Annotated in this window: 23 protein-coding genes; 9 read left to right on the top strand and 14 right to left on the bottom strand. The window is 54.5% G+C overall.

Features of this window, described 5'->3' with window-relative positions; genetic code table 11:
• Window positions 1–89 precede the first annotated feature (89 nt).
• The 4 genes from ACMV5I_RS01800 (at window position 90) to htpX (ending at window position 4,609) form a co-directional block, all read left to right on the top strand.
• Window positions 90–587, top strand: coding sequence for a GAF domain-containing protein (locus ACMV5I_RS01800; RefSeq protein WP_021178215.1), 498 nt, complete (start codon window positions 90–92; stop codon window positions 585–587).
• 95 nt (window positions 588–682) lie between these two features.
• Window positions 683–1,396: an RNA chaperone ProQ gene (gene proQ / locus ACMV5I_RS01795; RefSeq protein ID WP_021804621.1), complete on the top strand. Its 714-nt coding sequence runs from the start codon at window positions 683–685 to the stop codon at window positions 1,394–1,396.
• Window positions 1,397–1,415: 19 nt separating this feature from the next.
• On the top strand, window positions 1,416–3,464 hold the full coding sequence (prc, locus tag ACMV5I_RS01790; RefSeq protein ID WP_202811202.1) for a carboxy terminal-processing peptidase: 2,049 nt from the start codon (window positions 1,416–1,418) through the stop codon (window positions 3,462–3,464).
• A 266-nt stretch (window positions 3,465–3,730) separates the two neighbouring features.
• Window positions 3,731–4,609, top strand: a complete 879-nt coding sequence (gene htpX, locus ACMV5I_RS01785; protein WP_414823514.1) for a protease HtpX — start codon at window positions 3,731–3,733, stop codon at window positions 4,607–4,609.
• 171 nt (window positions 4,610–4,780) lie between these two features.
• Here the strand turns inward: htpX and ACMV5I_RS01780 are convergent, their stop codons facing one another.
• On the bottom strand, window positions 4,781–6,172 hold the full coding sequence (locus ACMV5I_RS01780) for an MFS transporter (RefSeq protein WP_414823513.1): 1,392 nt from the start codon (window positions 6,170–6,172) through the stop codon (window positions 4,781–4,783).
• 228 nt (window positions 6,173–6,400) lie between these two features.
• Between ACMV5I_RS01780 and kdgR the strand changes: the two genes are divergently transcribed.
• Window positions 6,401–7,192 (top strand): DNA-binding transcriptional regulator KdgR, encoded by a 792-nt coding sequence (gene kdgR, locus ACMV5I_RS01775; RefSeq protein WP_021178210.1) that lies wholly within the window; start codon window positions 6,401–6,403, stop codon window positions 7,190–7,192.
• A gap of 98 nt (window positions 7,193–7,290) precedes the next feature.
• Here kdgR and ACMV5I_RS01770 read toward each other — a convergent pair whose 3' ends face one another.
• From ACMV5I_RS01770 to hxpB, 7 genes are all read right to left on the bottom strand, one after another.
• Complete coding sequence (locus ACMV5I_RS01770; RefSeq protein ID WP_414823512.1) at window positions 7,291–8,184, bottom strand: SMP-30/gluconolactonase/LRE family protein; 894 nt, start codon at window positions 8,182–8,184, stop codon at window positions 7,291–7,293.
• Window positions 8,177–9,055 carry an SDR family NAD(P)-dependent oxidoreductase gene (locus tag ACMV5I_RS01765; protein WP_414823511.1) on the bottom strand — a complete coding sequence of 293 codons (879 nt, stop codon included), beginning with the start codon at window positions 9,053–9,055 and terminating at the stop codon, window positions 8,177–8,179. The genes ACMV5I_RS01770 and ACMV5I_RS01765 overlap by 8 nt, the downstream gene beginning before the upstream one ends.
• Before the next feature lie 82 nt (window positions 9,056–9,137).
• Entirely contained in the window at window positions 9,138–10,058 is a 921-nt protein-coding gene (locus ACMV5I_RS01760; RefSeq protein ID WP_414823510.1) for a LysR substrate-binding domain-containing protein, read from the bottom strand.
• Window positions 10,059–10,173: 115 nt separating this feature from the next.
• A complete protein-coding gene (locus ACMV5I_RS01755; RefSeq protein WP_414823509.1) occupies window positions 10,174–11,565 on the bottom strand; it encodes an L-cystine transporter in 1,392 nt (463 codons plus the stop codon).
• A 183-nt stretch (window positions 11,566–11,748) separates the two neighbouring features.
• Window positions 11,749–12,297, bottom strand: coding sequence for a metal-dependent hydrolase (locus ACMV5I_RS01750; protein ID WP_021804614.1), 549 nt, complete (start codon window positions 12,295–12,297; stop codon window positions 11,749–11,751).
• A 199-nt stretch (window positions 12,298–12,496) separates the two neighbouring features.
• Window positions 12,497–13,258 carry a 2-dehydro-3-deoxy-D-gluconate 5-dehydrogenase KduD gene (gene kduD / locus ACMV5I_RS01745; protein ID WP_414823508.1) on the bottom strand — a complete coding sequence of 254 codons (762 nt, stop codon included), beginning with the start codon at window positions 13,256–13,258 and terminating at the stop codon, window positions 12,497–12,499.
• A gap of 211 nt (window positions 13,259–13,469) precedes the next feature.
• Window positions 13,470–14,135, bottom strand: a complete 666-nt coding sequence (hxpB, locus tag ACMV5I_RS01740; RefSeq protein ID WP_248945673.1) for a hexitol phosphatase HxpB — start codon at window positions 14,133–14,135, stop codon at window positions 13,470–13,472.
• Window positions 14,136–14,349: 214 nt separating this feature from the next.
• Between hxpB and ACMV5I_RS01735 the strand changes: the two genes are divergently transcribed.
• Window positions 14,350–14,910 carry a YniB family protein gene (locus ACMV5I_RS01735; RefSeq protein ID WP_021178205.1) on the top strand — a complete coding sequence of 187 codons (561 nt, stop codon included), beginning with the start codon at window positions 14,350–14,352 and terminating at the stop codon, window positions 14,908–14,910.
• 39 nt (window positions 14,911–14,949) lie between these two features.
• Here ACMV5I_RS01735 and ACMV5I_RS01730 read toward each other — a convergent pair whose 3' ends face one another.
• Complete coding sequence (locus ACMV5I_RS01730) at window positions 14,950–15,819, bottom strand: fructosamine kinase family protein (RefSeq protein WP_046808194.1); 870 nt, start codon at window positions 15,817–15,819, stop codon at window positions 14,950–14,952.
• Between the two features lie 234 nt (window positions 15,820–16,053).
• Here ACMV5I_RS01730 and ACMV5I_RS01725 point away from each other — a divergent pair, with 234 nt between their 5' ends.
• Window positions 16,054–16,503 carry a GNAT family N-acetyltransferase gene (locus tag ACMV5I_RS01725; RefSeq protein WP_202810995.1) on the top strand — a complete coding sequence of 150 codons (450 nt, stop codon included), beginning with the start codon at window positions 16,054–16,056 and terminating at the stop codon, window positions 16,501–16,503.
• 20 nt (window positions 16,504–16,523) lie between these two features.
• Here the strand turns inward: ACMV5I_RS01725 and ACMV5I_RS01720 are convergent, their stop codons facing one another.
• From ACMV5I_RS01720 to ghoS, 5 genes are all read right to left on the bottom strand, one after another.
• Window positions 16,524–17,384, bottom strand: a complete 861-nt coding sequence (locus tag ACMV5I_RS01720) for a metal ABC transporter permease (RefSeq protein ID WP_202727196.1) — start codon at window positions 17,382–17,384, stop codon at window positions 16,524–16,526.
• Window positions 17,384–18,247 carry a metal ABC transporter permease gene (locus ACMV5I_RS01715; protein WP_024486841.1) on the bottom strand — a complete coding sequence of 288 codons (864 nt, stop codon included), beginning with the start codon at window positions 18,245–18,247 and terminating at the stop codon, window positions 17,384–17,386. The genes ACMV5I_RS01720 and ACMV5I_RS01715 overlap by 1 nt, the downstream gene beginning before the upstream one ends.
• The gene (locus tag ACMV5I_RS01710) at window positions 18,247–19,137 is read right to left on the bottom strand and encodes a manganese/iron ABC transporter ATP-binding protein (RefSeq protein ID WP_202727197.1); all 891 of its coding nucleotides are present in this window, start codon (window positions 19,135–19,137) and stop codon (window positions 18,247–18,249) included. The genes ACMV5I_RS01715 and ACMV5I_RS01710 overlap by 1 nt, the downstream gene beginning before the upstream one ends.
• The gene (locus ACMV5I_RS01705; protein WP_273543228.1) at window positions 19,134–20,072 is read right to left on the bottom strand and encodes a metal ABC transporter substrate-binding protein; all 939 of its coding nucleotides are present in this window, start codon (window positions 20,070–20,072) and stop codon (window positions 19,134–19,136) included. The genes ACMV5I_RS01710 and ACMV5I_RS01705 overlap by 4 nt, the downstream gene beginning before the upstream one ends.
• A 129-nt stretch (window positions 20,073–20,201) precedes the next feature.
• A complete protein-coding gene (gene ghoS, locus ACMV5I_RS01700; RefSeq protein WP_098931367.1) occupies window positions 20,202–20,501 on the bottom strand; it encodes a type V toxin-antitoxin system endoribonuclease antitoxin GhoS in 300 nt (99 codons plus the stop codon).
• 109 nt (window positions 20,502–20,610) lie between these two features.
• Here ghoS and ACMV5I_RS01695 point away from each other — a divergent pair, with 109 nt between their 5' ends.
• Together ACMV5I_RS01695 and ACMV5I_RS01690 are read left to right on the top strand one after the other, a co-directional pair.
• Window positions 20,611–21,273 (top strand): transglycosylase SLT domain-containing protein, encoded by a 663-nt coding sequence (locus tag ACMV5I_RS01695; RefSeq protein WP_021804606.1) that lies wholly within the window; start codon window positions 20,611–20,613, stop codon window positions 21,271–21,273.
• A 307-nt stretch (window positions 21,274–21,580) separates the two neighbouring features.
• Entirely contained in the window at window positions 21,581–22,306 is a 726-nt protein-coding gene (locus tag ACMV5I_RS01690; protein ID WP_202671093.1) for a gluconate 2-dehydrogenase subunit 3 family protein, read from the top strand.
• Window position 22,307: the final 1 nt, after the last annotated feature.

The raw sequence follows: 22,307 nt of genomic DNA, 5'->3' as shown, positions 1-22,307 counted from the left end.
AACAGATGATTAACCTTGTGGCTATACGCATTTAATGCTTATTTTATACGGGTTAAGTCGAGGCTATTTGAGTATTTGAACGGTTAATCATGACTAAAGAATCATTCTACGCGGAATTAAAACGCGATTTGAGCGCATTGCTCGATGGGGAAGATAACTTTATCGCCGCATTGTCTAACGCCAGTGCGCTACTCAATGAGCGTCTTGATGACGTAAACTGGGTCGGTTTTTATCTGATGGAAGGCCATCAACTGGTGCTAGGTCCGTTCCAAGGCAAGATTGCCTGCGTGCGGATCCCGTTGGGTAAGGGCGTGTGTGGTACGGCAGCGGCGCAGAACCAGGTGCAGCGCGTTGGCGATGTTCATGCATTTCCTGGACATATCGCCTGCGATGCCGCCAGCAACGCGGAAATTGTGTTGCCGTTAGACGTCAGTGGTCAGGTCATCGGGGTTCTGGATATCGACAGCACAGTTTATCAACGCTTCGATGAACAGGACGAAATCGGCCTGAAAGCAGTGGTGGCGGGGCTTTGCGCACGGCTGGCACAGAGCAATTTTGCGAAATATGTCACTGTAGCGGCAAGTTGATCTACGGTTAACGTGGCATTTAGCGATGACGTCATTATAATGACGCCTGTTCATGCCTGCGGCTTGTTGGCAACCCGTTGTAATCAGGAAATTTCATGGAAAATCAACACAAGTTGAACACAGTTAAAGAAGTCATTGCTTTTCTTGCCGAGCGTTTCCCGCTCTGCTTTAGCGCCGAAGGCGAAGCACGCCCGCTGAAAATCGGTATTTTTCAGGATCTGGTAGAACGTGTACAAGGGGAAGAGAACCTCAGCAAAACGCAGCTGCGTTCAGCTCTGCGCCTGTATACCTCAAGCTGGCGTTACCTCTACGGTGTCAAAGTTGGCGCCCAGCGTGTAGACCTGGACGGTAACCCGTGCGGTGAGCTGGAACAGCAGCATGTCGATCATGCTCGCCAGCAGCTTGAAGAAGCCAAAGCGCGCGTTCAGGCACAGCGTGCCGAACAGAATGCCAAAAAACGTGAAGCTGCTGGTGAGTCTGCCACTGCCGAGCCTCGTCGTCCGCGTCCTGCCGGCAAAAAGCCAGCCGTACGTCGTGAAGGCGGAGCCGCAGCAGAGAACCGCAAGCCGCGCCCACAACAAGCACGCCCACAGCAAGCTCGTGAACCTCGTGTAGCCAAAGAGGCCAGCCAGCCGCGTCATGTGCCAGTCACAGACATCTCAAAACTGCAAATTGGCCAGGAAATCAAAGTCAGAGCAGGTCAGAGCGCGATGGACGCAACCGTACTCGAAATCGCTAAAGATGGCGTTCGTGTACAGCTCTCCTCCGGTCTGGCGATGATTGTGCGCGCAGAACACTTGCAGTTCTGATACGGAGGCCAACCAAGGCATGAACAAATTTGTCAGATTAACCGCAGTTGCGGCTTTGCTGTGGGCGGGTGTCAGTTACGGAGCGGATACAGCCAACATCCGCATCGATCAACTGCCCAAGCTTGAGCAGGAAGCTGAACATGCAACCGTGAGTGAGCGCGTAACATCGCGCTTCACTCGCTCTCATTATCGCCAGTTTGCTCTGGATGCGGATTTTTCAGGCAAGATCTTCGATCGCTACCTGAATATGCTGGACTACAGCCACAATGTGCTGCTGGCCTCCGACGTCGCGCAATTTGCCGACAAACGCAGCACGCTGGGTGAAGAGCTGAAATCCGGCAAACTGGTTACGCCTTATGCGCTGTTCAATCTGGCGCAAAAACGCCGCTTTGAGCGCTATCAGTATGCGCTATCGCTGCTCGACAAGCCGATGAACTTCACCGGCAACGACACCATTGACGTAGACCGCAGCAAAGCGCCATGGCCGAAAGACAAGGCTGAATTGGACCGCCTGTGGGATGCCAAGGTCAAATACGATCAGTTGAACCTGAAGCTGACCGGCAAAACGGATAAAGAGATCCGTGACACACTGACCAAGCGTTATCAGTTTGCGATCAAACGCCTGACGCAAAGCAACAGCGAAGACGTGTTCTCGCTGATCATGACCGCGTTTGCCCACGAAATCGATCCGCACACCAACTACCTGTCGCCGCGCAATACCGAACAGTTCAATACGGAGATGAGCCTCTCGCTGGAAGGGATTGGTGCCGTGTTGCAGATGGATGATGATTACACCGTGATCAACTCCATGGTGGCAGGCGGCCCGGCAGCCAAGAGCAAGGCGATCGCCGTCGGCGACCGTATTGTCGGCGTTGGCCAGGCAGGCAAACCGGTGGTAGACGTGATCGGTTGGCGTCTTGACGATGTTGTCTCGCTGATCAAAGGGCCGAAGGGCAGCAAGGTTCGCCTGGAGATCCTGCCGGCAGGTAAAGGCACCAAAACCCGTATAGTTACGCTGACTCGTGAGCGTATCCGCCTGGAAGATCGCGCAGTTAAAATGACTATCAAGACCGTCGGCAAGCAGAAGGTCGCGGTGATGGACATCCCTGGCTTCTACGTCGGCCTGACCGATGACGTAAAAGTCCAGCTGCAAAAGATGGCCAAGCAGAACGTCGACAGTCTGATTATCGATCTGCGTGGCAACGGCGGCGGGGCATTGACCGAGGCGGTATCGCTTTCTGGTCTGTTTATCCCAAGTGGTCCGGTTGTTCAGGTGCGTGATAACAACGGCAAGATCCGCGAAGATGCGGATAACGACGGTGTTGTCTACTACAAAGGCCCGCTGGTGGTGTTGGTTGACCGCTTCAGCGCCTCCGCCTCCGAGATCTTTGCTGCGGCAATGCAAGACTATGGCCGTGCGCTGATCGTGGGCGAGCCTACCTTCGGTAAAGGCACGGTGCAGCAGTACCGTTCACTGAACCGCATTTACGATCAGATGCTGCGTCCTGAATGGCCTGCGCTGGGTTCTGTCCAGTACACCATCCAGAAGTTCTACCGCGTTGACGGTGGCAGCACCCAGCGTAAAGGCGTCACGCCAGATATTCTGATGCCAACGGGGATCGATCCGGCAGAAACCGGCGAGAGCTTCGAAGATAACGCCATGCCGTGGGATAGCGTCAATGCGGCTGCCTACACCAAAACCGGTGATTTGAAGCCGTTTGAACCGCAACTGCTGAAAGACCATGCGCAGCGTATCGCCAAGGATCCAGAGTTCCAATACATCGCGCAGGATATTGCCCATTACAAGGCGTTGAAAGACAAGCGCAACATCGTTTCTCTTAATCTGGCTACCCGTGAGAAAGAGAACCATGACGATGATGCTACGCGCCTGAAACGTATTAATGAGCGTCTGGAGCGTGAGGGTAAGAAACCGCTGAAGTCCCTGGAAGATCTGCCAAAGGACTACAAGGAACCGGATCCGTATCTGGATGAAACGGTCAAGATCGCGCTGGATCTGGCCAATAACGAAAAGCAGCAGCCATCACAACAGACGGCCGCCGCCAAGTAAGTTATTTGCGGATTTAACGTTATTGAGCGCACCTTCGGGTGCGCTTTTTTTTCGCTATATCCGCACTAAAATTTCTGTTGAAGTCTCCACCCTGGGCTCCGAGATCGTTTACACTTTGTAAAACCCTTGTTTCTTCGTGACTTTGTAAAGTTACGTATTTTTAGTGGGTTAATGGCCTGCCAATCTTGAAATTGTGACCAATGCCCATAAGATCTGGGTATCTGAGGTCGCGTTTTGTTAACAAATAACGAGGAAGTAAACATTCTATGATGCGTATAGCTTTGTTCCTGCTCACCAACCTGGCGGTGATGTTGGTTTTCGGGCTGGTGCTTAGCCTGACAGGGATCCAATCCAGTAGCGTTCAGGGCCTGATGATCATGGCCGGTCTGTTCGGTTTTGGTGGTGCGTTTGTTTCACTGCTGATGTCCAAATGGATGGCGCTGCGCTCCGTCGGTGGGGAAGTGATTGAACAGCCGCGTAATGAAACCGAGCGCTGGCTGTTGGACACGGTGCGCCGCCAATCGCAGCAGGCGGGTATCGCCATGCCGCAGGTGGCCATCTACCAGGCACCGGACATCAACGCCTTTGCGACCGGCGCACGCCGCGATGCATCGCTGGTGGCGGTCAGTACCGGCCTGCTGCAAAGCATGAGTCGTGATGAGGCGGAAGCGGTGATCGCCCACGAAATCAGCCACGTTGCCAATGGCGACATGGTGACCATGACGCTGATCCAAGGGGTAGTGAACACCTTCGTGATCTTCGTATCGCGCCTGATTGCTCAGGTGGCCGCCGGTTTCCTGGGTAACCGTGATGGGGAAGGCGAAGGTAACGGCAACCCGATGATCTACTTCGGCGTGTCGATGGTGTTGGAGCTGGTATTTGGTATTCTGGCCAGCATTATCACCATGTGGTTCTCACGTCATCGTGAATTCCACGCCGATGCGGGTTCAGCCAAACTGGTTGGCCGCGAGAAGATGATCTCTGCGCTGCAACGTTTGAAAACCAGCTATGAACCGCAGGAAGCGGGCACCCTGATGGCTTTCTGCATCAACGGCAAAACCAAGTCGTTCAGCGAGCTGTTTATGTCACACCCGCCGTTGGACAAGCGTATCGAAGCGCTGCGTTCCGGCCAGTATCTGAAATAACCCTGCATCAAACAAAACCCCGGCTCGCCGGGGTTTTTGCTGTTTAAATGGGCGCAGCATGCGGCGCCCCTACGAGGTGGCTAGGTTGATATCGCAGTTTCAAACCCTCACCGGGCTTATGGCGTAGGGGCGCTGCATGCTGCGCCCGATACCCGCGTTCTGCCCGATAAGCTAGTTACCAGGTTCAGCGAGGTTCGCACGGGGTTGAGTAATACGTAGGCAACTCACTACGGCAGCAACGCTGGCGAAGATCCCCGCCAACACCAACGAAGCGTGCGTGCCGCTGGTGGGGAACAGGTTGAACATCAAGGCCACCAGCGCCGCGCCAGAGGTTTGCCCCAATAATCGTGCAGTGCCCAACATGCCACTGGCTCCGCCGCTGCGGTGGCGTGGGGCAGCAGAAATAATGGTGTGGTTGTTAGGCGACTGGAATAACCCAAAGCCCGCACCGCACAGCACCATGCGCCAGATGATATCCAGATCCGTCGGGTTATGTGGCAACAGCGCCAGCAGGAACAAGCCGAGCGCGAAGGTCGCCAAACCAATCCCTCCCAGTAACCCCGCATGAACACGCTCCACCAGGCGGCCTGCAATCGGTGCCATCACGATAATGGCCAACGGCCAGGGAGTTAACAGCAAACCTGTCGCTACCTCGTCACGGCCCAGAGAGGCCTGCAGGAAGAAGGGTAACGACACCATGGCCAGCATCTGGGCGGCAAAAGAGCAGATCGAGGTGCCCATCGACAGCGCAAAAATAGGGATGCGCAGCAGATCCACCGGCAGTAAAGGGGATGTCTGCCGCAACTGACGGCGCACAAAGAAGTAACCAATCACCAGCAACGCCGCGATTTCAGCGGCAATCAGCAGCAGGCTTTGCCCCTGAGCAAAACCGCTGATGGCGGTGATCAGCAGGCCAAACGTCAGGGCATTCATCACCGCGCTGGTAGGGTCAAAGCGCTGATTGCTGCTTTTCTGGCTGTTAGCCGGCAAAAATTTCATCCCCAGCATCAGTGCGACGATGCCGATCGGTAGATTGATGGCAAATAGCCACTGCCAGGAGGCCACGGATAAAATGGCGGCGGCGACCGTAGGCCCGGCGGCGGAAGAGAAGGCTACGATCAACGAGTTTATGCCGATGCCACGGCCAAGAAAGCGTTGCGGATAGATAATGCGGATCAGGGCGGTATTGACGCTCATAATCGCTGCGGCACCAAACCCTTGCAGCACGCGGGCAATCGTCAAGGTGAATAGTGAATCGGACAGGGCGCAGAATAACGAGGTAATGCTGAATACCAGCAGACCAGCCTGATAGATACGGCGATAGCCAATCAGATCGCCTAAGGAAGCCAGCGATAGCAGCGAGATGGTGATCGCCAACTGATAGGCATTGACCACCCAGATCGAGCTGGCCGGGCTGGCGTTAAGATCGCGGGCGATGGTCGGCAAGGCCACGTTGGCGATCGCCCCGTCAAGCACTGAAACGGTAATGCCTAGCGCAATGGCCAGGATCGCTCCGTAGCGTTGCGGGACGGGTAGGCCGTCGCAATGAGCAAGCGTTGTCATGGAGGTATTTATTAAACAGGGGGAATATTACAATGCTAATCATATTTCCCGCCGAATGCACCCGCCGTTTCTGTGCTAAATGTAAAAGTAGTGGGATGTCTGCCGCTAATCCCATCAATAATGGCGAATATTGCGCAACTTCCATTGCATGGGGTGAAATGTTCCGATTATACTGAAACTCTTGTTCAAATTTCCTAAAACAAAAATAGTTAAGTTAAGGTATTAACCATGGCTAACGCAGATCTAGACAAACAACCGGATTCCGTTTCATCAGTGCTGAAAGTGTTTGGCATCCTGCAGGCACTGGGTGATGAGCGCGAGATCGGCATTACCGAGCTTTCACAGCGGGTAATGATGTCCAAAAGTACCGTTTACCGTTTCCTGCAAACCATGAAGTCGCTGGGTTATGTCTCACAGGAAGGGGAGTCGGAGAAATATTCGCTGACCCTCAAGCTGTTTGAACTGGGTGCCAAATCTCTGCAAAACGTTGATTTGATCCGCAGCGCGGACATCCAGATGCGTGAACTGTCTAACCAGACGCGTGAGACCATCCACCTGGGAGCGCTGGATGAAGACAGCATCGTCTATATCCACAAAATCGACTCCATGTATAACCTGCGTATGTATTCACGCATCGGTCGCCGCAACCCGCTGCACAGCACCGCTATTGGTAAAGTCCTGCTAGCCTGGCGCGATCGCGGCGAAGTGGAAGAAATCCTGTCCCACGTCGAGTTTACCCGTAGCACTCCGCACACCATCGCCAGCGCTGCAGAGTTACTGCCGCTGTTGGATAAGGTACGTGAGCAGGGGTTTGGCGAAGATATCGAAGAACAGGAAGAAGGCTTGCGCTGCATCGCGGTGCCAGTGTTTGACCGTTTTGGCGTGGTGATCGCGGGCTTGAGCATCTCCTTCCCGACCATCCGCTTCTCCGAAGAAGGCAAAGAGGGCTACGTGGCGCAGTTGCATACCGCCGCTCGTCTGATTTCAGCGCAAATGGGTTATCACGACTATCCGTTTTAAGCATGCCGTAGTTGTAGGGGGCCGAACATAGCTTCGCCCCTACGCTTTCTCGCCCAACCTTCGAAATATCCCCTCGGTTTATAAAATCCAACTGTCTGCTATCTGCCTATCTTGCACTCTTTGAACAAGTGACGTGGAACCCCAGCAATGGCTGGACGAATAGCAAAGAGGTCACCAGAATCAGGGTATTCAGCCAGTTCTGCGGGCATCATGGCAAAGCGCGCCGTGGTGATGAATAAGGTTTCCAGACCTTCCCCGCCAAAGCAGCAACTGGTGGGGCGCGGCACGGGCATGGCGACGCGCTCGCTCAGGTTGCCGTTACTGTCGTAGCGCAGCAAACATCCTCCGTTGAACATACAGACCCACAATTCTCCGGCTCGATCCAGGGCGATACCATCGGGACGTCCAAGTTCTGCCGGGGTTTCGGCGAAGCGCATTACGGCCTCCAGTTCCCCGTTGGGAGTGTATGCGGCCCGAAATATTGAACGTGCGATGGAATCGACAAAGAACAGCGTGTGGCCATCTTCCGACCAGGCCAGGCCATTAGGCAGCGCGATATTCCTCTGGATCGTTTGGGCGTTCAGTTCACTGTCATAGCGGTACAGCGCTCCGGCCTCACGGTTCGGCCCCTCGTGCATCAGGCCGGTGATAAAGCGTCCTTGCGGATCGCAGGCCCCGTCGTTGAACCGATAGCTGGCTTTGTTATGGACAGCGGTAGAGTGCGTGCGGACCACGCCTTCCTTGGGATCCAGAATGGCAACCCGCGTATCTTCGGTGAAGATCAGATTGTCTCTATCCGTAAGGGCCAGGGCACCGATGCGCGCCGTCGATTGATAGACGGTTGCCACTCGTGCTTGCGGGGTCATGACGTTAATCTTGCCACCAGAGATATCGACGAAGTACAAAAGGCGGTTGTCTTTATCCCAGACTGGACTCTCGCCAAGGTCGGCACGGACTTCGGCGATCTTGTGCAGACGACACTCGTCACGCATCGCCAAACTCCTTGATGCGCGGCCAATTGTGGGCGACATCCTCCACGCTGGCACACTCAATTCGCGCCAGATCCGTAGGATAGGTTACGCCGGGGTTTTCACAAAAGCGGGTTGCAGTGAACTGGCCGTTGCTGGCGCGCAGGATAACGCCTGTGTCCTGGCATAACGAGCTGGCCAGATACAGCAAGCCCGGCACCACCCACTCGGGCTTTAGGTCTGTGGGTGGCTGTGTGATCCCCCACATGCGGGTCTTGGCTACTGGAGAGATGGCGTTGACCAGAATGCCGTCCGGTTTTCCTTCCATACTCAGGGCATTCATGATGCCCACTTGGGCCATCTTGCCAGCGGCGTAGGCCGTCAGGCCTGGCTGCGCGTAGCGTTGATACATGGCACGGTCTGAGGTTGTCAGCACGATCCGTGGTGATGGGGAAAGCTTGAGATGCGCCCAGGCGTGCTTGCTCAACCAGATCGGCGTACGCACGTTGATGCCAAGGGAGCGCTCAAGGAATTCCTCTTTCTGTGTCTCAATGGGCTGATAGCCGACCCAACCCGCGTTGTGGATCAGGATATCCAGCGCGCCGAATTGCTCGATGGCCAGCGCTACGAGTTGTTGGCAGCCATCCTCGTTATCCAGGCGCCCGCTGTGGGTGATGAACGATCCACCGTCGACCTGCAAGGCATGTATCGCCTTGCTCATCACGTCTGGGTCAGCCCCGTCTCCGGTAAGGCTGGTTCCCAGGTCGCTAACGATTACCCGTGCGCCACGCTCCAAGAGGGCCTTGGCGTAAGCTTTCCCAAGTCCCCGGCCACCGCCAGTGACAATCGCTACCTTGTCTTTGAACGGCTCGTTTAAGCGTCGATCTGTCATCATGTACCTCCGTTTGGCAATAGCACGATGATGGAGCGACCGCTTATGAGTGTAAAATATCTTATTTGTACCGAAACAAGACTTATCAGGTTTCAATCAAGGGCGCCGATGCCATGGCATCTCGCACCTCATCGATCAGTTTGTCTCGAATAGGACAAGGCGAGTGCGGGTTCCAAGCTATCAGCAATTCCACATGCCGCAGTGCGTCTGGTGCATTGACCTGGATTGGCCGGAATACCACGTCTTTGCGACCCTCCTGCGCCAGCGACGCGGGCAACAGTGCAACGCCGAAGCCGCTGGCCACCAAAGCAACCAGAGTTTGCAGCTGACGCGCCTGTTGGGCAATGCGTGGTATGAACCCTGCCGCTGCGCAAAGCTGAACCAGCTGGTCATGGAAGCCCTGGCCCAGGTGCCGTGGTGACGATACGAAGGCGTCATCTCGCAGTGCGGCCAGTGGAATGATCTCATGGCACGCGAGAGGGTGTGTGGCTGGTAGGCCAATCATGATGGGTTCTCGCAGAATGGACTCGAAGCGCAGCTCCGGAGCCGTCCTGCCCGGTGGCCTCATGAAACCGAGCTCGGCGCGGCCATGTTCCAGTGCCTCGACCTGCTCTTGAGTCGTGGCCTCACGCATCGTGAAGGAGATGGCGGGGAATGCAGAGCGGAAGCGCTGCAATGCGCCTAGCAATGCGTCATAGGGGGCGATATTGATGAAGGTTAACGTGAGATGGCCTTCGATGCCTTGCGCTACTCGCCTGGTCTGTTCGACGCCTTCATCAAGCAGGCGCAACACCTTTCTTGCCGTTGCCAGAAAGTCGGTTCCAGCAGGCGTGAGCGACACGCAGCGATTGGTGCGTTCAAACAGGGGAGCGCCGATCTCATGCTCCAACCGACGAATAGCCTGACTCAACGGGGGTTGTGCCATATGCAGCCGTTGTGCTGCGCGATTGAAGTGCAATTCCTCGGCGACGGCGATGAACTGATGTAGCAGGCGTGTTTCAATCATAATGGGCTCCACGGATCCTATTTGCTACACACTAATACTAATGAGATATCATTGGCAGTCCTGGCGAAAAAAAACCGGCGCCTGGGCGCCGGTTCAGTTGCAAATCAGTCTAGGGTTACCGGTGAGCCAGTTCCGCTTCGTCTTCGCTGTCCATAATGGCTTTGTCGGTCTGCTTCATCAGTTGGCTGGTGACGGTACCTGCGGTCATCGAACCACTAACGTTCAGCGCGGTACGGCCCATGTCGATCAACGGTTCAACCGAAATCAGCAGGGCGACCAGGGTCACCGGCAGGCCCATCGCTGGCAGCACAATCAGTGCAGCGAAGGTTGCACCACCGCCCACACCGGCAACGCCGGCTGAACTGACGGTAACAATGCCGACCAGCGTTGCAATCCACAGTGGATCCAGAGGATTGATGCCTACGGTTGGCGCAACCATCACCGCCAGCATTGCCGGGTAGAGGCCCGCACAACCGTTCTGACCAATAGTGGCACCAAAGGAAGCCGAGAAGCTGGCAATCGACTCCGGCACGCCCAGACGGCGAGTCTGTGCTTCGACGTTCAGCGGGATGCTGGCAGCGCTGGAACGGCTGGTGAAGGCAAAGGTCAGCACCGGCCACGCCTTGCGGAAGAATTTCAGCGGATTAACGCCGGTGAAGCTCAGCAGTAGGCCGTGAACCACGAACATGATCGCCAGACCAAGGTAAGAGGCAACCACAAAGCTGCCCAGCTTGATAATGTCGTGGATGTTGGAGCCAGCAACGACCTTGGTCATCAACGCCAGTACGCCGTAAGGAGTCAGCTTCATCACCAGACGGACCAGCTTCATCACCCAGGCTTGCAGGGTATCGATAGCTACCAGCACGCGCTGGCCTTTCGGTTGGTCATCTTTAAGCAGTTGCAGAGAAGCCACACCGAGGAAGGCAGCGAAAATCACCACGCTGATGATTGATGTTGGGTTAGCCCCGGTCAGATCGGCAAACGGGTTTTTCGGCACAAATGACAGGATCAATTGTGGCACACTCAGATCGGCCACTTTACCTGCGTAGTTGGTTTCGATCGCCGACAAACGAGCCGTTTCTTGTGTGCCTTGGACCAGACCCTCTGCGGTCAACCCGAATAGGTTGGTGACCAATACGCCCACCAGTGCGGCAATCAGCGTGGTAAACAGCAGGGTACCAATGGTCAGGAAGCTGATTTTGCCCAGCGAAGAAGCGTTATGCAACTTGGCTACCGCGCTCAGGATAGAGGCGAAAACCAGCGGCATCACGATCATTTGCAGCAGCTGTACATAGCCGTTACCGACGATGTTAAACCAGCCGATGGACTCTTTCAGCACCGGGTTGTCCGAGCCGTATACCAGTTGCAGTGCCAAACCGAACACCACACCCAGTGCCAGGCCAACCAGCACTTTTTTAGCCAGGCTCCATTGCTTATGGCGGGTTTGCGCCAACAGCAAAAGGAGGGCGGCAAAAACCAGCACGTTTAATACGAGCGGTAGATTCATCCCCAGTTCTCCAATCTTGTTTTCTTATAATAAAAGGTGCCACGCACCGATGTAATGCGATGTAAATATCCTAACAGTTTGCGGTGCAGCGCACTTATATCCAAAAAGAATTTAATATAACTTTTGGCTTAAAATCGTTGATGTAATGAGCGGAAAGGTGGGGAAATAGACGATTTTTTGTGATCACAGTCGGATATTTTTTATTTGCTCAAAATACGACTGCACGGGAAAGGTGTAATCCCCTTGCCAGTAGATGGCGAAAGCCACCAAAACTATACACAGTACCCGTTCCAGCTGGTTGCCTTTTTGTGAGTTCAATATCGGCAGGCAGAAGCGCCAGCGGCAGGGCCAAAGCAACGGCACGCCGGCAGGGGTGAGCATATCGGCCAGCAGGTGGCTGAAATAACCGATAATCATGGCGTGTAGCACGTCTGCGGGGATAGGCCAACCGCGCGGCACTTCTAGCTGAAATAGCCACATGCCGCCGACGATCGCCAGCAGGCTATGGGTGAAACCACGGTGGCCAAAGGCGCGTGAGATCGGGATTGCGATCCAGCGCAGGCGCTGGCCCAGGATGGATTTAGGGTGATCGATATCGGGTAACAGCGACGTCAGCAGCGCGGCAGGAATGATGTGCCACCAATCGCCAGCGGCAAGCACGGGAGTCACCTCCGCTTTCTTGGCAAAGATCGCGCAGGCAACAGAGAATATGAGATGTCCTTCCGCGGTCATGTTGCTATATTCCGGCCACTAAACTGTTAATTTATCCAGTATATGGGAATTTTTACAGTTACGGAAGCGGTTACCCTGTAACGATTTGTTAATTTTACGCCGTTTTACAAAGGGTTGAAACCTCATGCCTTACGAACGTGGGATACAGGCAGACTCATTATGTAGGGGCGCTGCATGCTGCGCCCGTGACGAGTTGGAATTAGCGAGCCAGCCAGCCGCCGTCTACTGCGAGCGTGTAGCCATTAACGTAGTCGGATGCTGCCGAGGCAAGGAACACGATCGGGCCCATCAAGTCATCCGGAGTGCCCCAGCGCCCTGCGGGGATGCGTTCGAGGATCTGCTGGCTGCGGTCTTCATCGGTACGCAGCTGTTGGGTGTTGTTGGTGGCCATATAGCCCGGTGCAATGGCGTTAACGTTAATCTGGTATTGTGCCCATTCATTGGCCAATAGCCGGGTGACGCCGAGTACTGCGCTTTTCGACGCGGTGTAAGACGGTACGCGAATGCCGCCCTGGAAAGAAAGCATCGAAGCAATATTGATAATTTTACCGCCATTGCCCTGGCTGATGAACTGTTTGGCCACCGCCTGTGCCATAAAGAACAGGGTCTTGATATTGACGTCCATCACCTCATCCCAGTCTTGTTCACTGAAATTCAGGGCGTCTTCACGGCGGATAATCCCTGCGTTGTTCACCAGGATATCGATTCTGCCAAACGCCTCAACGGCGGCGGCTAGCAGAGAAGGGATGGCGTCGATATTGCCGAGATCGGCGTTCAGATTCAGGAATCGGCGCCCGGTCTGGGTGACTTTGCTCATGGTCTCAAGGGGCTGACTGCGGTTCACGCCGATAATATCGCAACCGGCCTGCGCCAACCCAATCGCAATGCCTTGCCCCAGGCCGGTATTGCAGCCGGTGATCAGCGCCATTTTTCCCGTTAAGTCGAAGGAATTCAAAATCATAGCTTTGCTCTCTTGCCGTGAGGGAAGAAAGCACCGGGCTTTCGATGGCAACCGCGTGGCAGTGACGGTGTCACCGATTCGCCCGGTGCTTTCTTTATACAACTAGCATAATTTGAATGGTGTCTTAATTCAATAAAAATGAAATGGTGTTTTATTTATTTTGTGGATGCAGGGGAGGGAAAAGGGCACCGGCGGGCCGATGCCGTTAAGATCAGGCTAGATGGGCGGCAGTCAACTGCTCGAGGCTTTGCAACTTAAGGTCGGCCAAGGCCCAGCGCGGATCCTGGCTGTATTCGTGCGCAGGGATCACGATCGATTTCATACGCGCCGCTTTGGTGGCAATCATACCGTTGAAGGAGTCTTCCAGAGTAATGCAGTGCTGTGGATCACTGCCCAGGCGTTCGGCGGCGATCAGATAGACTTCCGGGTGCGGTTTGCTGTAGGGCAGGTATTCGGCCGAAACCAACTGATCGAAATAGCTCTCCAGATCGAACATCTTCAGCACCTGCTGCTGCATATGTAGCGGAGAGGCGGAGGCCAGCCCAATATTCAAATCCAGGCTACGGCACAGTTCCAGCGCTTGTTGCACCCCAGGCAGCAACGGGCGCTTTTCCTGTACCAACTCGATGGCCCGCTCGATAATGCGGCCAGCGACTTCCTCCTGAGAGGGTCCTTGCCACGGCATGGCCTGGAACCACATCCGCACCACCAGATCGATGCGTAAACCTAGCGTATCCGGAAGTTTGTGACGGTCAGACAGATCCAGCCCCAATGAGCTGAAGATGTCCATTTCCGCCTGTAACCACAGGGGTTCAGAGTCGATCAGTAGACCGTCCATATCAAAAATTGCGGTTGCTATGCGTTGCGAATAAGCCATTAACAATTAACTCCTGCAGCACCAGTAAAAGAAAATGTTTTCGCCACTCTATCATTTTTGTTCAGGCACCTGCACCCTTCGGGCCCGGGGTGTTTTCCCAAAGTACAGGATCTCTCTGGAACTGAGGGGGAAGATAAAGAAAACGGTGGGCGAGTTTCATTAACTACAGGTAGACTTAGCGCAACAACGGTTACGTCACTTACAAGGGGAACACATGACGTATCAACAGGCTGGGCGCGTTGCCATACTGAAACGCATTTTCGGATGGGTCGTTTTCATCCCGGCGTTACTTTCAACGCTGGTTTCACTGCTGGGTTTTGTTTATCAACACAGTGAGAAGTCCAGAGGGATCAACGCCGTGATGCTGGATTTTGTCCACGTCATGGTCGACATGGTACGCTTCAATACGCCATTCCTGAATATTTTCTGGTACAACTCACCGGTACCGGACGTGGATAAGAGCCTGTTTAGCGGCGCTAATCTGATGTTTATCATTATCTATTTCCTGATTTTTGTCGGCCTGGCATTGCAGACTTCCGGTGCGCGCATGTCGCGTCAGGTGAAGTTTATCCGTGAAGGATTGGAAGATCAGATGATCCTGGAACAGGCCAAGGGCAGCGAAGGGCACACGCGTGAGCAATTGGAAGAGCGGGTGACGTTGCCGCACCACACCATATTGCTGCAATACTTCCCGCTGTATATCTTGCCGGTGGTGATCGCCGTGGTGGCTTATTTTGTGCTCAAGCTGCTAGGGCAAATGGCCGGAGTGGCGTAGATCTGCAATGAACGGGCGCCATATGCGGCGCCCATTATATTACAGCGTTTCCGGATGGAGCAGCTTGTCGATGGCCCGCTGCGCCATGACCAGATGTTGGCCGCCAAACAGGTTGCTGCGGTTGAGCAGGTAATAAAGCTGATACAGCGGCTGGCGTTCGATAAACCCGGCCTCCAGTGGCCACACGCTCTGATAGCCGTCATAAATCTGGGCGGGTAATTCAGGATAAAGCGGCAGCATCGCTAAATCACACTCTCTGTCGCCCCAGTAACAGGCTGGATCGAACAGCAAAGGCCCATCCGCGGCCTGAGCACAGTTGGCAGGCCACAGATCGCCATGCAGCAGGGAAGGCTGTGGCTGATGGTGTTGCAACCTCAGATACACCACGTCGATAATTTCGTCGATATCACCGAAGGTCATGCCCTTTTCCGCCGCCAGCTGTAGCTGCCAGCCGATGCGTTGCTCGGCAAAAAATTCCGCCCAGCGGCGTTGCCAGGCGTTGGGCTGCGGCGTGGTGGAAAGGTCGTTATCGAAGTCGAGGCCGAACTGCGGTTGTTCGCTCCATTGGTGCAGACGGGCCAGTTGTTGCCCGAGGCAGTGCGCCCCGTGCGCATCCAGCGGCTTAAGGGGTTGATACTCCAGCAGCAGGAAACTGTAATCGCGATCGCTGCCAACCCCATACACTTCGGGGACACGCACGGTCTTACTGCGCGCCAACAGCGCCAGTTGGTCTGCCTCTGCGGTGAATATCGGCAGCATTTCGCGGGCATCACATTTAACAAACACCTCGCTGTCACCGTAACTCACGCGCCACGCCGGGTGGATTTCTCCCCCGGGCAGTTCAGTCCTTTCGCGGATTTCTGCGCTGCCAAGATGTTCACTCAACAGACGGCTAACGGCTTGCCACATAGTAATCCCCTTCTGTGTTGCCTGCGATTTCATTAGGTTAGCGTCTTTCCTGCGGCGAAAACACGATGTGGCGCACAGCTGCGCCATCTATTGACGAAAATATCATCGCCGCGTGTCTGGTCAAAGTATATACGCTATTGATTAATTTAAGTACGTCTCAGCTTGCAACTTGGCAAAAGCTCGATGATGTTTAGACGTTACTTTCAAACCAATCAATTTTCCCGGGAGTAGGCAATGGAGCAGAATCAGCAGTGGCAGCGTGGTGAGTTTCGTATCAACAGTGATAAAAGCGAGTTGGACCTGGCTGCCACCCACGCTTTTTTGGCGACTACCAGTTGGGCGCAGGGGATATCGTTGGCAACGGTGCAGCAGTCGATCGATAACAGCCTGTGTTTTGGCCTTTATCATCAGCGCCAGCAGATTGGTTTTGCCCGGTTGGTGACGGACTACGCCACGTTCGGCTATTTGTGTGACGTGTTCGTTATCCCCGAGTTTACGCGGCAGGGGCTGGCCAAATGGTTGATGGCCTGCATGCTGGAGCATCCGGTGTTACAACGCTTGCGGCGCATTATGTTGGTGACCAGCAGTGCCCCAGGGCTGTATCAACAGGTAGGTTATCAGCCGGTCAATAAACAGGACTTTGTCTGGCAGATCGCCCGGCCCGATATTTATCAGCAGCAATAAACGGGCGCCGCATGCGGCGCCTACGAGTTGGTTTTAACTACGGTGATTTCGTGACGTTGCACGGGTTTGAAGTGGCTATAGAGCAGGGCGATGACAAACAGCAGCGCCTGCACGATCACGATGCACGGCCCGGTTGCGCCGTCGATATGAAAACTGATCAACGTGCCCAACACGCAGGAAAAAACCGAAGCGATGGTGGCGACAATCAGCATCCGGTTGAAACTGCGGCACAGGGTGAATGCAATGATCCCCGGTGCGATCAGCATCGCAATCACCAGGATCACCCCCACCGCCTGTAGCGAGGCCACAATGGTTAACGCCAGCAGGCAGAGTAAGCCGTAGTGCAGTAACTTCACTGGCAGGCCGATGACGCGTGCATGATTGGGATCGAAACAGTAAAGCATAAAGTCCTGGCGCTTGAGCAGTACGATCGCCAGCGTGATCCCGGCGATCCACAATGTTTGCTGTAGTTCACCGTCGGTGATCCCCAGCATATTGCCGAACAGGATATGGCTGAGGTGTTGATCGGTATCGATGCGGGCAAACAGCACCAGCCCAAAGGCAAACATGCCGGAAAATACGATCCCCATCACCGTATCTTCCTTTACCCGGCTGTGTTCTTTCAGATAGCCCGTCGCGACCGCGCAGAAAATACCGGAAAGAAATGCGCCAATCGCCAGTGGAATGCTGAACACAAAGGCCAACACAATGCCGGGAAGCACGGCGTGAGAAATGGCATCCCCCATCAGTGACCAGCCTTTCAACACCAGATAGCAAGACAGCACGGCGCAGACGACACCGGTGACGATAGCCGCGATGATGGCGCGTTGCATAAAGGGATAGGCGAACGGCTCTGAGAACCATTGCAACAGGAGTTCCATCAGTTGCCCTCCGGAGAGTTGCCACGGGTGACGCGGCGTTTTGAGGCTAACAGCCCGTGCTTCGGCGCGAACAGGAAGGCCGCCAGGAACACTAGCGTCTGCAGCGTGACGATCACGCCGCCGGTTGCCCCGTCGACGAAGAAGCTGAGGTATGCACCCAGTCCGCTGGTCAAGGCACCGATGGCGATGGCGATAATCACCAGCCGGCCAAAACGGTCTGTCAGCAGATAGGCGGTGGCACCGGGAGTGATCACCATGGCGATCACCAGAATGGCGCCGACGGTTTGCAGCGCGGCCACGGTGCAGGCACTAAGCAGGGTAAAGAACAGGATCTTCAACTTTAGTGGCGAAAGCCCGATCGATACCGCGTGGTTTTCATCGAAAAATACCGCCAGCAGGTCTTTCCACACCAGGCATAAGATCAGTAACGAAACACCGATAATAATCTCCACCTGTAACACGTCTTCATCTGCGATACCGAGAATGTTGCCGAAGATGATTGACTGCACGTTGACCGAAGTAGGATTGAGCGAAATGATCAACAGGCCGACGGCGAAAAAGGTGGAGAAAATAAAGCCGATAATCGCATCTTCACGCAGGCGGGTAACGTGGCGTACCAACGTCATCGCCAGCGCGGCCAGCATGCCGGTGAAAAACGCACCGGCTGCATAGGGCAGGCCGAGGGCATAGGCACCGGCCACGCCAGGCACCACGGAGTGGGAAAGCGCATCCCCCATCAACGACCAGCCTTTCAGCATCAGATACGCCGACAGAAAAGCGCAGGCCGCACCGACAATGGCGCTGACCCACATCGCCTTGACCATGTAGTTGTAGTTGAACGGTTGCAGCAGGATCTCGAGCATCAGGGGTTATTCTCCTTTTGCTGACTTTGCGCCGGAGGATCGCTCTTGGTATGGCCATAAAACACCGCAGGGCGCTCGTCATCGGTGATTACCGTCACGGTGCGGGGATCGTTGTCATCGTGCAGATCGGGCCCGGAGAGGTTGATATGGCGCAATACGCCACCGAACGCCAGTTCCAGATTGCTTTGCGTGAACGTGGTCTCGAGCGGGCCGGCGGCAAGCACGGTACGGTTAATCAGGATCACTCGATCGCAAAACTCCGGTACGCTGCCGAGGTTGTGGGTCGATACCAGGATCAGGTGCCCCTCATCGCGCAGCGAACGTAGCAGCTCGATAATGGCGTTCTCGGTTTTGACATCCACGCCGGTAAAAGGCTCATCAAGCAGCAGCACCGTCCCCTGCTGAGCCAGGGCACGGGCCAGGAATACGCGCTTTTTCTGCCCGCCGGAAAGCTCGCCGATCTGTCGGCTACGTAGCTCACTCAAGCCTACGCGCTCCAGCGCCTTATCGACCCGCAGCCGATCTTCCTTGGTAGGAATGCGCAAGAAGTTCATTTTGCCGTAACGGCCCATCATCACCACGTCTTCCACCAGCACCGGGAAATTCCAGTCAACCTCTTCGGTCTGCGGCACGTAGGCGATAATATTTTTCTTCAGCGCAGCGACAACCGGTTGCCCGCTCAGCGTCACCTGGCCGGATGTCGGTTTTACCAGGCCCATGATGCTTTTGAAGAGGGTCGATTTTCCGCTGCCGTTAACCCCCACCAGCGCACAGATCGAGCCACCGCTAAGGGTAAAGCTGGCGTTATGGATCGCGGTATGGCCGTTGTTATAGGTGACCGATACGTCATCCACACTAAGTTCGGGGCGGATAAAGGTCTCTGCACTCATTGATTGAATCCTTTGGCGATGGTTTGCACGGTGGCATTGAGCAGATCGATATAGGTGGGCACCGGCCCGTCGGCGGCAGACAGCGAATCGACGTACAGCACGCCGCCGTATTGCGCGCCGGTTTCTTTGGCCACCTGCTTGGCAGGCTTATCCGAAATGGTGCTTTCGCTGAACACCACCGGAATGTGGTTGGCCCGAACGGTATCAATCACCCGGCGCACCTGCTGCGGTGAGCCCTGTTCGTCGGCATTGATCGGCCACAGATAGACTTCTTGCAGCTGATAGTCTTTGGCCAGATAGCTAAAGGCGCCTTCGCTGGTTACCAGCCAGCGCTGGGCTGCCGGAATACGCGACAAACGCTCGCGTAGCGGGGCATCCAGCGCCGCGATTTTTTCAGCGTAGGCTTTGGCATTGCGGTTATAGGTTTCGGCGTTATCAGGATCGTGCTGTACCAGCGCTTTGCGGATGTTCTCAATGTAGATCAGCGCGTTGCTTGGCGACATCCAGGCATGGGGGTTTGGATTACCGTTATATGGGCCTTCGTGGATCGGCAGCGGGGTGATCCCTTCGGTCACCACGGCGGCGGGCACCTGTTTGATATTTTCGAAGAAGCGTTGGAACCAGCGCTCCAGGTTCATCCCGTTCCATAAAATCAGATCGGCGTGCTGTGCCTTAACGATATCGCGCGGCGTGGGCTGATAGTCGTGGATTTCCGCCCCAGGCTTGGTGATGGACTCTACCACGGCGGCGTCGCCCGCCACGTTCTGGGCGATATCCTGGATAATGGTGAAGGTTGTCACCACGCGCAGCTTTTCCTTTGCCGAAGCCGGTTGGCTCACAGCAACAACGCTAAGGCATACACAGAGCAGGGCAAGGGGGCGAAAGTGGGACAAGCTAAAACGACGACGAGTAAATACGTTGTTTTTCATTGGCATGATGACGTCTCCTTATTCAAATGAAAATGATTATTAATATCAATTGAGCGGAAGTCAAGCATCACCAAGCTTTGCCAAGGGGTTATTTTGTTGTTAATGAAATAGTACCGCCATGTGAGTTATAACATTTTATGTATCGGGATGTAACCGCTTAAAGTAGTCACTGCCAGTGACTACCTCCACCTCGGGTTTTGCCCCCAATGCCACCTCGCCCAACCCTTGTGCCAACTGTTTGACATCTTCTTGATTTAATGGCGTTGTTAGCGAAAAACTGTTGATCCCCAGCTCATGGGGAACGCCATTGCTGTCGCTGAGCATGGTGGAAAAACCGGCCAGCGTCATTTGTCCGGTTAATTTAGCTAAATCGGTTAAGCTCTGTTCCGGATAGGTGAAAGACACCACAAATCCTATGGACGAAGATTGACTCATAAATCACCTCTTGGTATATGGATAGCCTGAGAATAGACCAAAAAAGTTATGCAGGTATCCTTACCAGTTGTATATGCTACGCAACTCATTGAAAGGAGTGAGGGATTCTGTGAAAACAAAAATAGGTTGCCTGATGGCAATCGTACTATTAGCCGGTTGTGCGAAAGATCCGCAAACAACCGGCAACCAGGCAGGCAGTGGCACTTCGGGCGGTTGGCTAAAAAACCCACCGCAAACACCAAGCAACCGTACCGGGACACCGGTCGCTTATAACGATTATATCCGTCAGGCCGCCAGTAACTATGGCGTCGACGAAACGCTGATTAAGGCGATCATTCAGGTGGAGTCCGGGTTTAACCCGAATGTGGTCAGCACCTCGAATGCCGTGGGGCTCATGCAGCTGAAAGCCTCAACCGCTGGACGCGATGCTTACCGTATGAAGGGAAAGAACGGGCAGCCAAGTTCACGCGAGTTGAAGGATCCGGCGGTCAATATTGATCTGGGAACAGCCTATATCAATATTCTTCAAAGCCAGCAGCTAGCCGGGATCACCAATCCACAAACGTTACGCTATGCCACCATCGTTTCCTATGTGAACGGGGCAGGCGCGATGTTACGGACCTTCTCATCAGATAAACGTGTGGCGGTTAACCGCATCAATCAGATGAGCCCGGACGAGTTTTATCAGCATATCCAGAAGAAGCACCCGGCACCGCAAGCGCCGCGTTACTTGTGGAAGGTTACCACTGCTTATCAAGCGATGGCCGACTAGCCTCAGATTACCTACAGACGGCCCCAATAAAGGGCCGGTTTTGCTATTTATTGCCGGTAAAAATGTGCTCCGTATCCCATTTTCGCTGTTCTCCCGCCTTTTGAACTAAAAAACCGCACAAATTGTTAATTTTACATTAACAAAGAAAACTTTACGTTCAATCAAATAGTTACCGGTAACATTGCTGCCAAAGCTCACATTCTGACCTTCAAAAAATAAACAATTACGTAACAATATATGTTTAAACTCCGTTTAGACCGCGAGGTTGAGGTTAAATAGTTGTGATTTTTTTTGGAAGGAATGTGCTATGTCGAACGATAAAACCAACAACTCCCGGCGTGATTTCTTGCTGAAGTCGATGACGCTGATCCCCGCAGCCGTTATCGGTGGCAGCGGTGTGAGTGCCCTGACGGCGCCCACACCCGCGCTTGCCGCTAGCGATACTCCCAAGCAGGCAGAGTATCAACCGACCTTCTTTACCCCCGAAGAGTGGGCCTTTGTTCAGGCGGCGGTCGCGCGATTGATCCCTGCGGACGAGCGCGGCCCGGGCGCTTTGGAAGCAGGCGTGCCGGAGTTTATCGATCGGCAGATGAATACGCCTTATGCCACCGGTTCAATCTGGTATATGCAAGGGCCGTTCAATCCAGATGTCGCACCGGAAATGGGTTATCAACTGCCGTTGGTGCCGAAACAGATTTATAACCTGGGTATCAGCGACGCGGATGCCTACAGCAAGAAAACAGCAGGTAAAGTATTCGCCGAGCTGGATGGCGCACAACAGGATGCGCTGTTGCAGAAATTTGAATCCGGTGAGGCCGAGTTTGCGCAACTACCTGCCAAACTGTTCTTCTCTTACCTGTTGCAAAACACCCGTGAAGGTTTTTTCAGCGATCCAATCCATGGCGGTAACAAAGAAATGGTGGGATGGAAGCTGATTAATTTTCCGGGCGCGCGCGCCGACTTTATGGACTGGGTTGAGCGAGGGGAACGTTATCCCTTCCCACCGGTATCGATTCGTGGGGAGAGGGGGTAAT

The organism is Serratia sp. T13T92, assembly GCF_047530105.1.
GTDB classification, from domain to species: domain Bacteria; phylum Pseudomonadota; class Gammaproteobacteria; order Enterobacterales; family Enterobacteriaceae; genus Chania; species Chania fonticola.
Note: the sequence above shows the minus strand (reverse complement) of the source record. Positions and strands in the feature narration are given on the sequence as shown.

What these genes read in the sequence shown, in the direction of transcription:
- ACMV5I_RS01800 (WP_021178215.1), top strand. Translation starts at nt 90, where the DNA reads ATGACTAAAGAATCATTCTACGCGGAATTAAAACGCGATTTGAGCGCA.
- proQ (WP_021804621.1), top strand. Translation starts at nt 683, where the DNA reads ATGGAAAATCAACACAAGTTGAACACAGTTAAAGAAGTCATTGCTTTT.
- prc (WP_202811202.1), top strand. Translation starts at nt 1,416, where the DNA reads ATGAACAAATTTGTCAGATTAACCGCAGTTGCGGCTTTGCTGTGGGCG.
- htpX (WP_414823514.1), top strand. Translation starts at nt 3,731, where the DNA reads ATGATGCGTATAGCTTTGTTCCTGCTCACCAACCTGGCGGTGATGTTG.
- ACMV5I_RS01780 (WP_414823513.1), bottom strand. Translation starts at nt 6,172, where the DNA reads ATGACAACGCTTGCTCATTGCGACGGCCTACCCGTCCCGCAACGCTAC.
- kdgR (WP_021178210.1), top strand. Translation starts at nt 6,401, where the DNA reads ATGGCTAACGCAGATCTAGACAAACAACCGGATTCCGTTTCATCAGTG.
- ACMV5I_RS01770 (WP_414823512.1), bottom strand. Translation starts at nt 8,184, where the DNA reads ATGCGTGACGAGTGTCGTCTGCACAAGATCGCCGAAGTCCGTGCCGAC.
- ACMV5I_RS01765 (WP_414823511.1), bottom strand. Translation starts at nt 9,055, where the DNA reads ATGATGACAGATCGACGCTTAAACGAGCCGTTCAAAGACAAGGTAGCG.
- ACMV5I_RS01760 (WP_414823510.1), bottom strand. Translation starts at nt 10,058, where the DNA reads ATGATTGAAACACGCCTGCTACATCAGTTCATCGCCGTCGCCGAGGAA.
- ACMV5I_RS01755 (WP_414823509.1), bottom strand. Translation starts at nt 11,565, where the DNA reads ATGAATCTACCGCTCGTATTAAACGTGCTGGTTTTTGCCGCCCTCCTT.
- ACMV5I_RS01750 (WP_021804614.1), bottom strand. Translation starts at nt 12,297, where the DNA reads ATGACCGCGGAAGGACATCTCATATTCTCTGTTGCCTGCGCGATCTTT.
- kduD (WP_414823508.1), bottom strand. Translation starts at nt 13,258, where the DNA reads ATGATTTTGAATTCCTTCGACTTAACGGGAAAAATGGCGCTGATCACC.
- hxpB (WP_248945673.1), bottom strand. Translation starts at nt 14,135, where the DNA reads ATGGCTTATTCGCAACGCATAGCAACCGCAATTTTTGATATGGACGGT.
- ACMV5I_RS01735 (WP_021178205.1), top strand. Translation starts at nt 14,350, where the DNA reads ATGACGTATCAACAGGCTGGGCGCGTTGCCATACTGAAACGCATTTTC.
- ACMV5I_RS01730 (WP_046808194.1), bottom strand. Translation starts at nt 15,819, where the DNA reads ATGTGGCAAGCCGTTAGCCGTCTGTTGAGTGAACATCTTGGCAGCGCA.
- ACMV5I_RS01725 (WP_202810995.1), top strand. Translation starts at nt 16,054, where the DNA reads ATGGAGCAGAATCAGCAGTGGCAGCGTGGTGAGTTTCGTATCAACAGT.
- ACMV5I_RS01720 (WP_202727196.1), bottom strand. Translation starts at nt 17,384, where the DNA reads ATGGAACTCCTGTTGCAATGGTTCTCAGAGCCGTTCGCCTATCCCTTT.
- ACMV5I_RS01715 (WP_024486841.1), bottom strand. Translation starts at nt 18,247, where the DNA reads ATGCTCGAGATCCTGCTGCAACCGTTCAACTACAACTACATGGTCAAG.
- ACMV5I_RS01710 (WP_202727197.1), bottom strand. Translation starts at nt 19,137, where the DNA reads ATGAGTGCAGAGACCTTTATCCGCCCCGAACTTAGTGTGGATGACGTA.
- ACMV5I_RS01705 (WP_273543228.1), bottom strand. Translation starts at nt 20,072, where the DNA reads ATGCCAATGAAAAACAACGTATTTACTCGTCGTCGTTTTAGCTTGTCC.
- ghoS (WP_098931367.1), bottom strand. Translation starts at nt 20,501, where the DNA reads ATGAGTCAATCTTCGTCCATAGGATTTGTGGTGTCTTTCACCTATCCG.
- ACMV5I_RS01690 (WP_202671093.1), top strand. Translation starts at nt 21,581, where the DNA reads ATGTCGAACGATAAAACCAACAACTCCCGGCGTGATTTCTTGCTGAAG.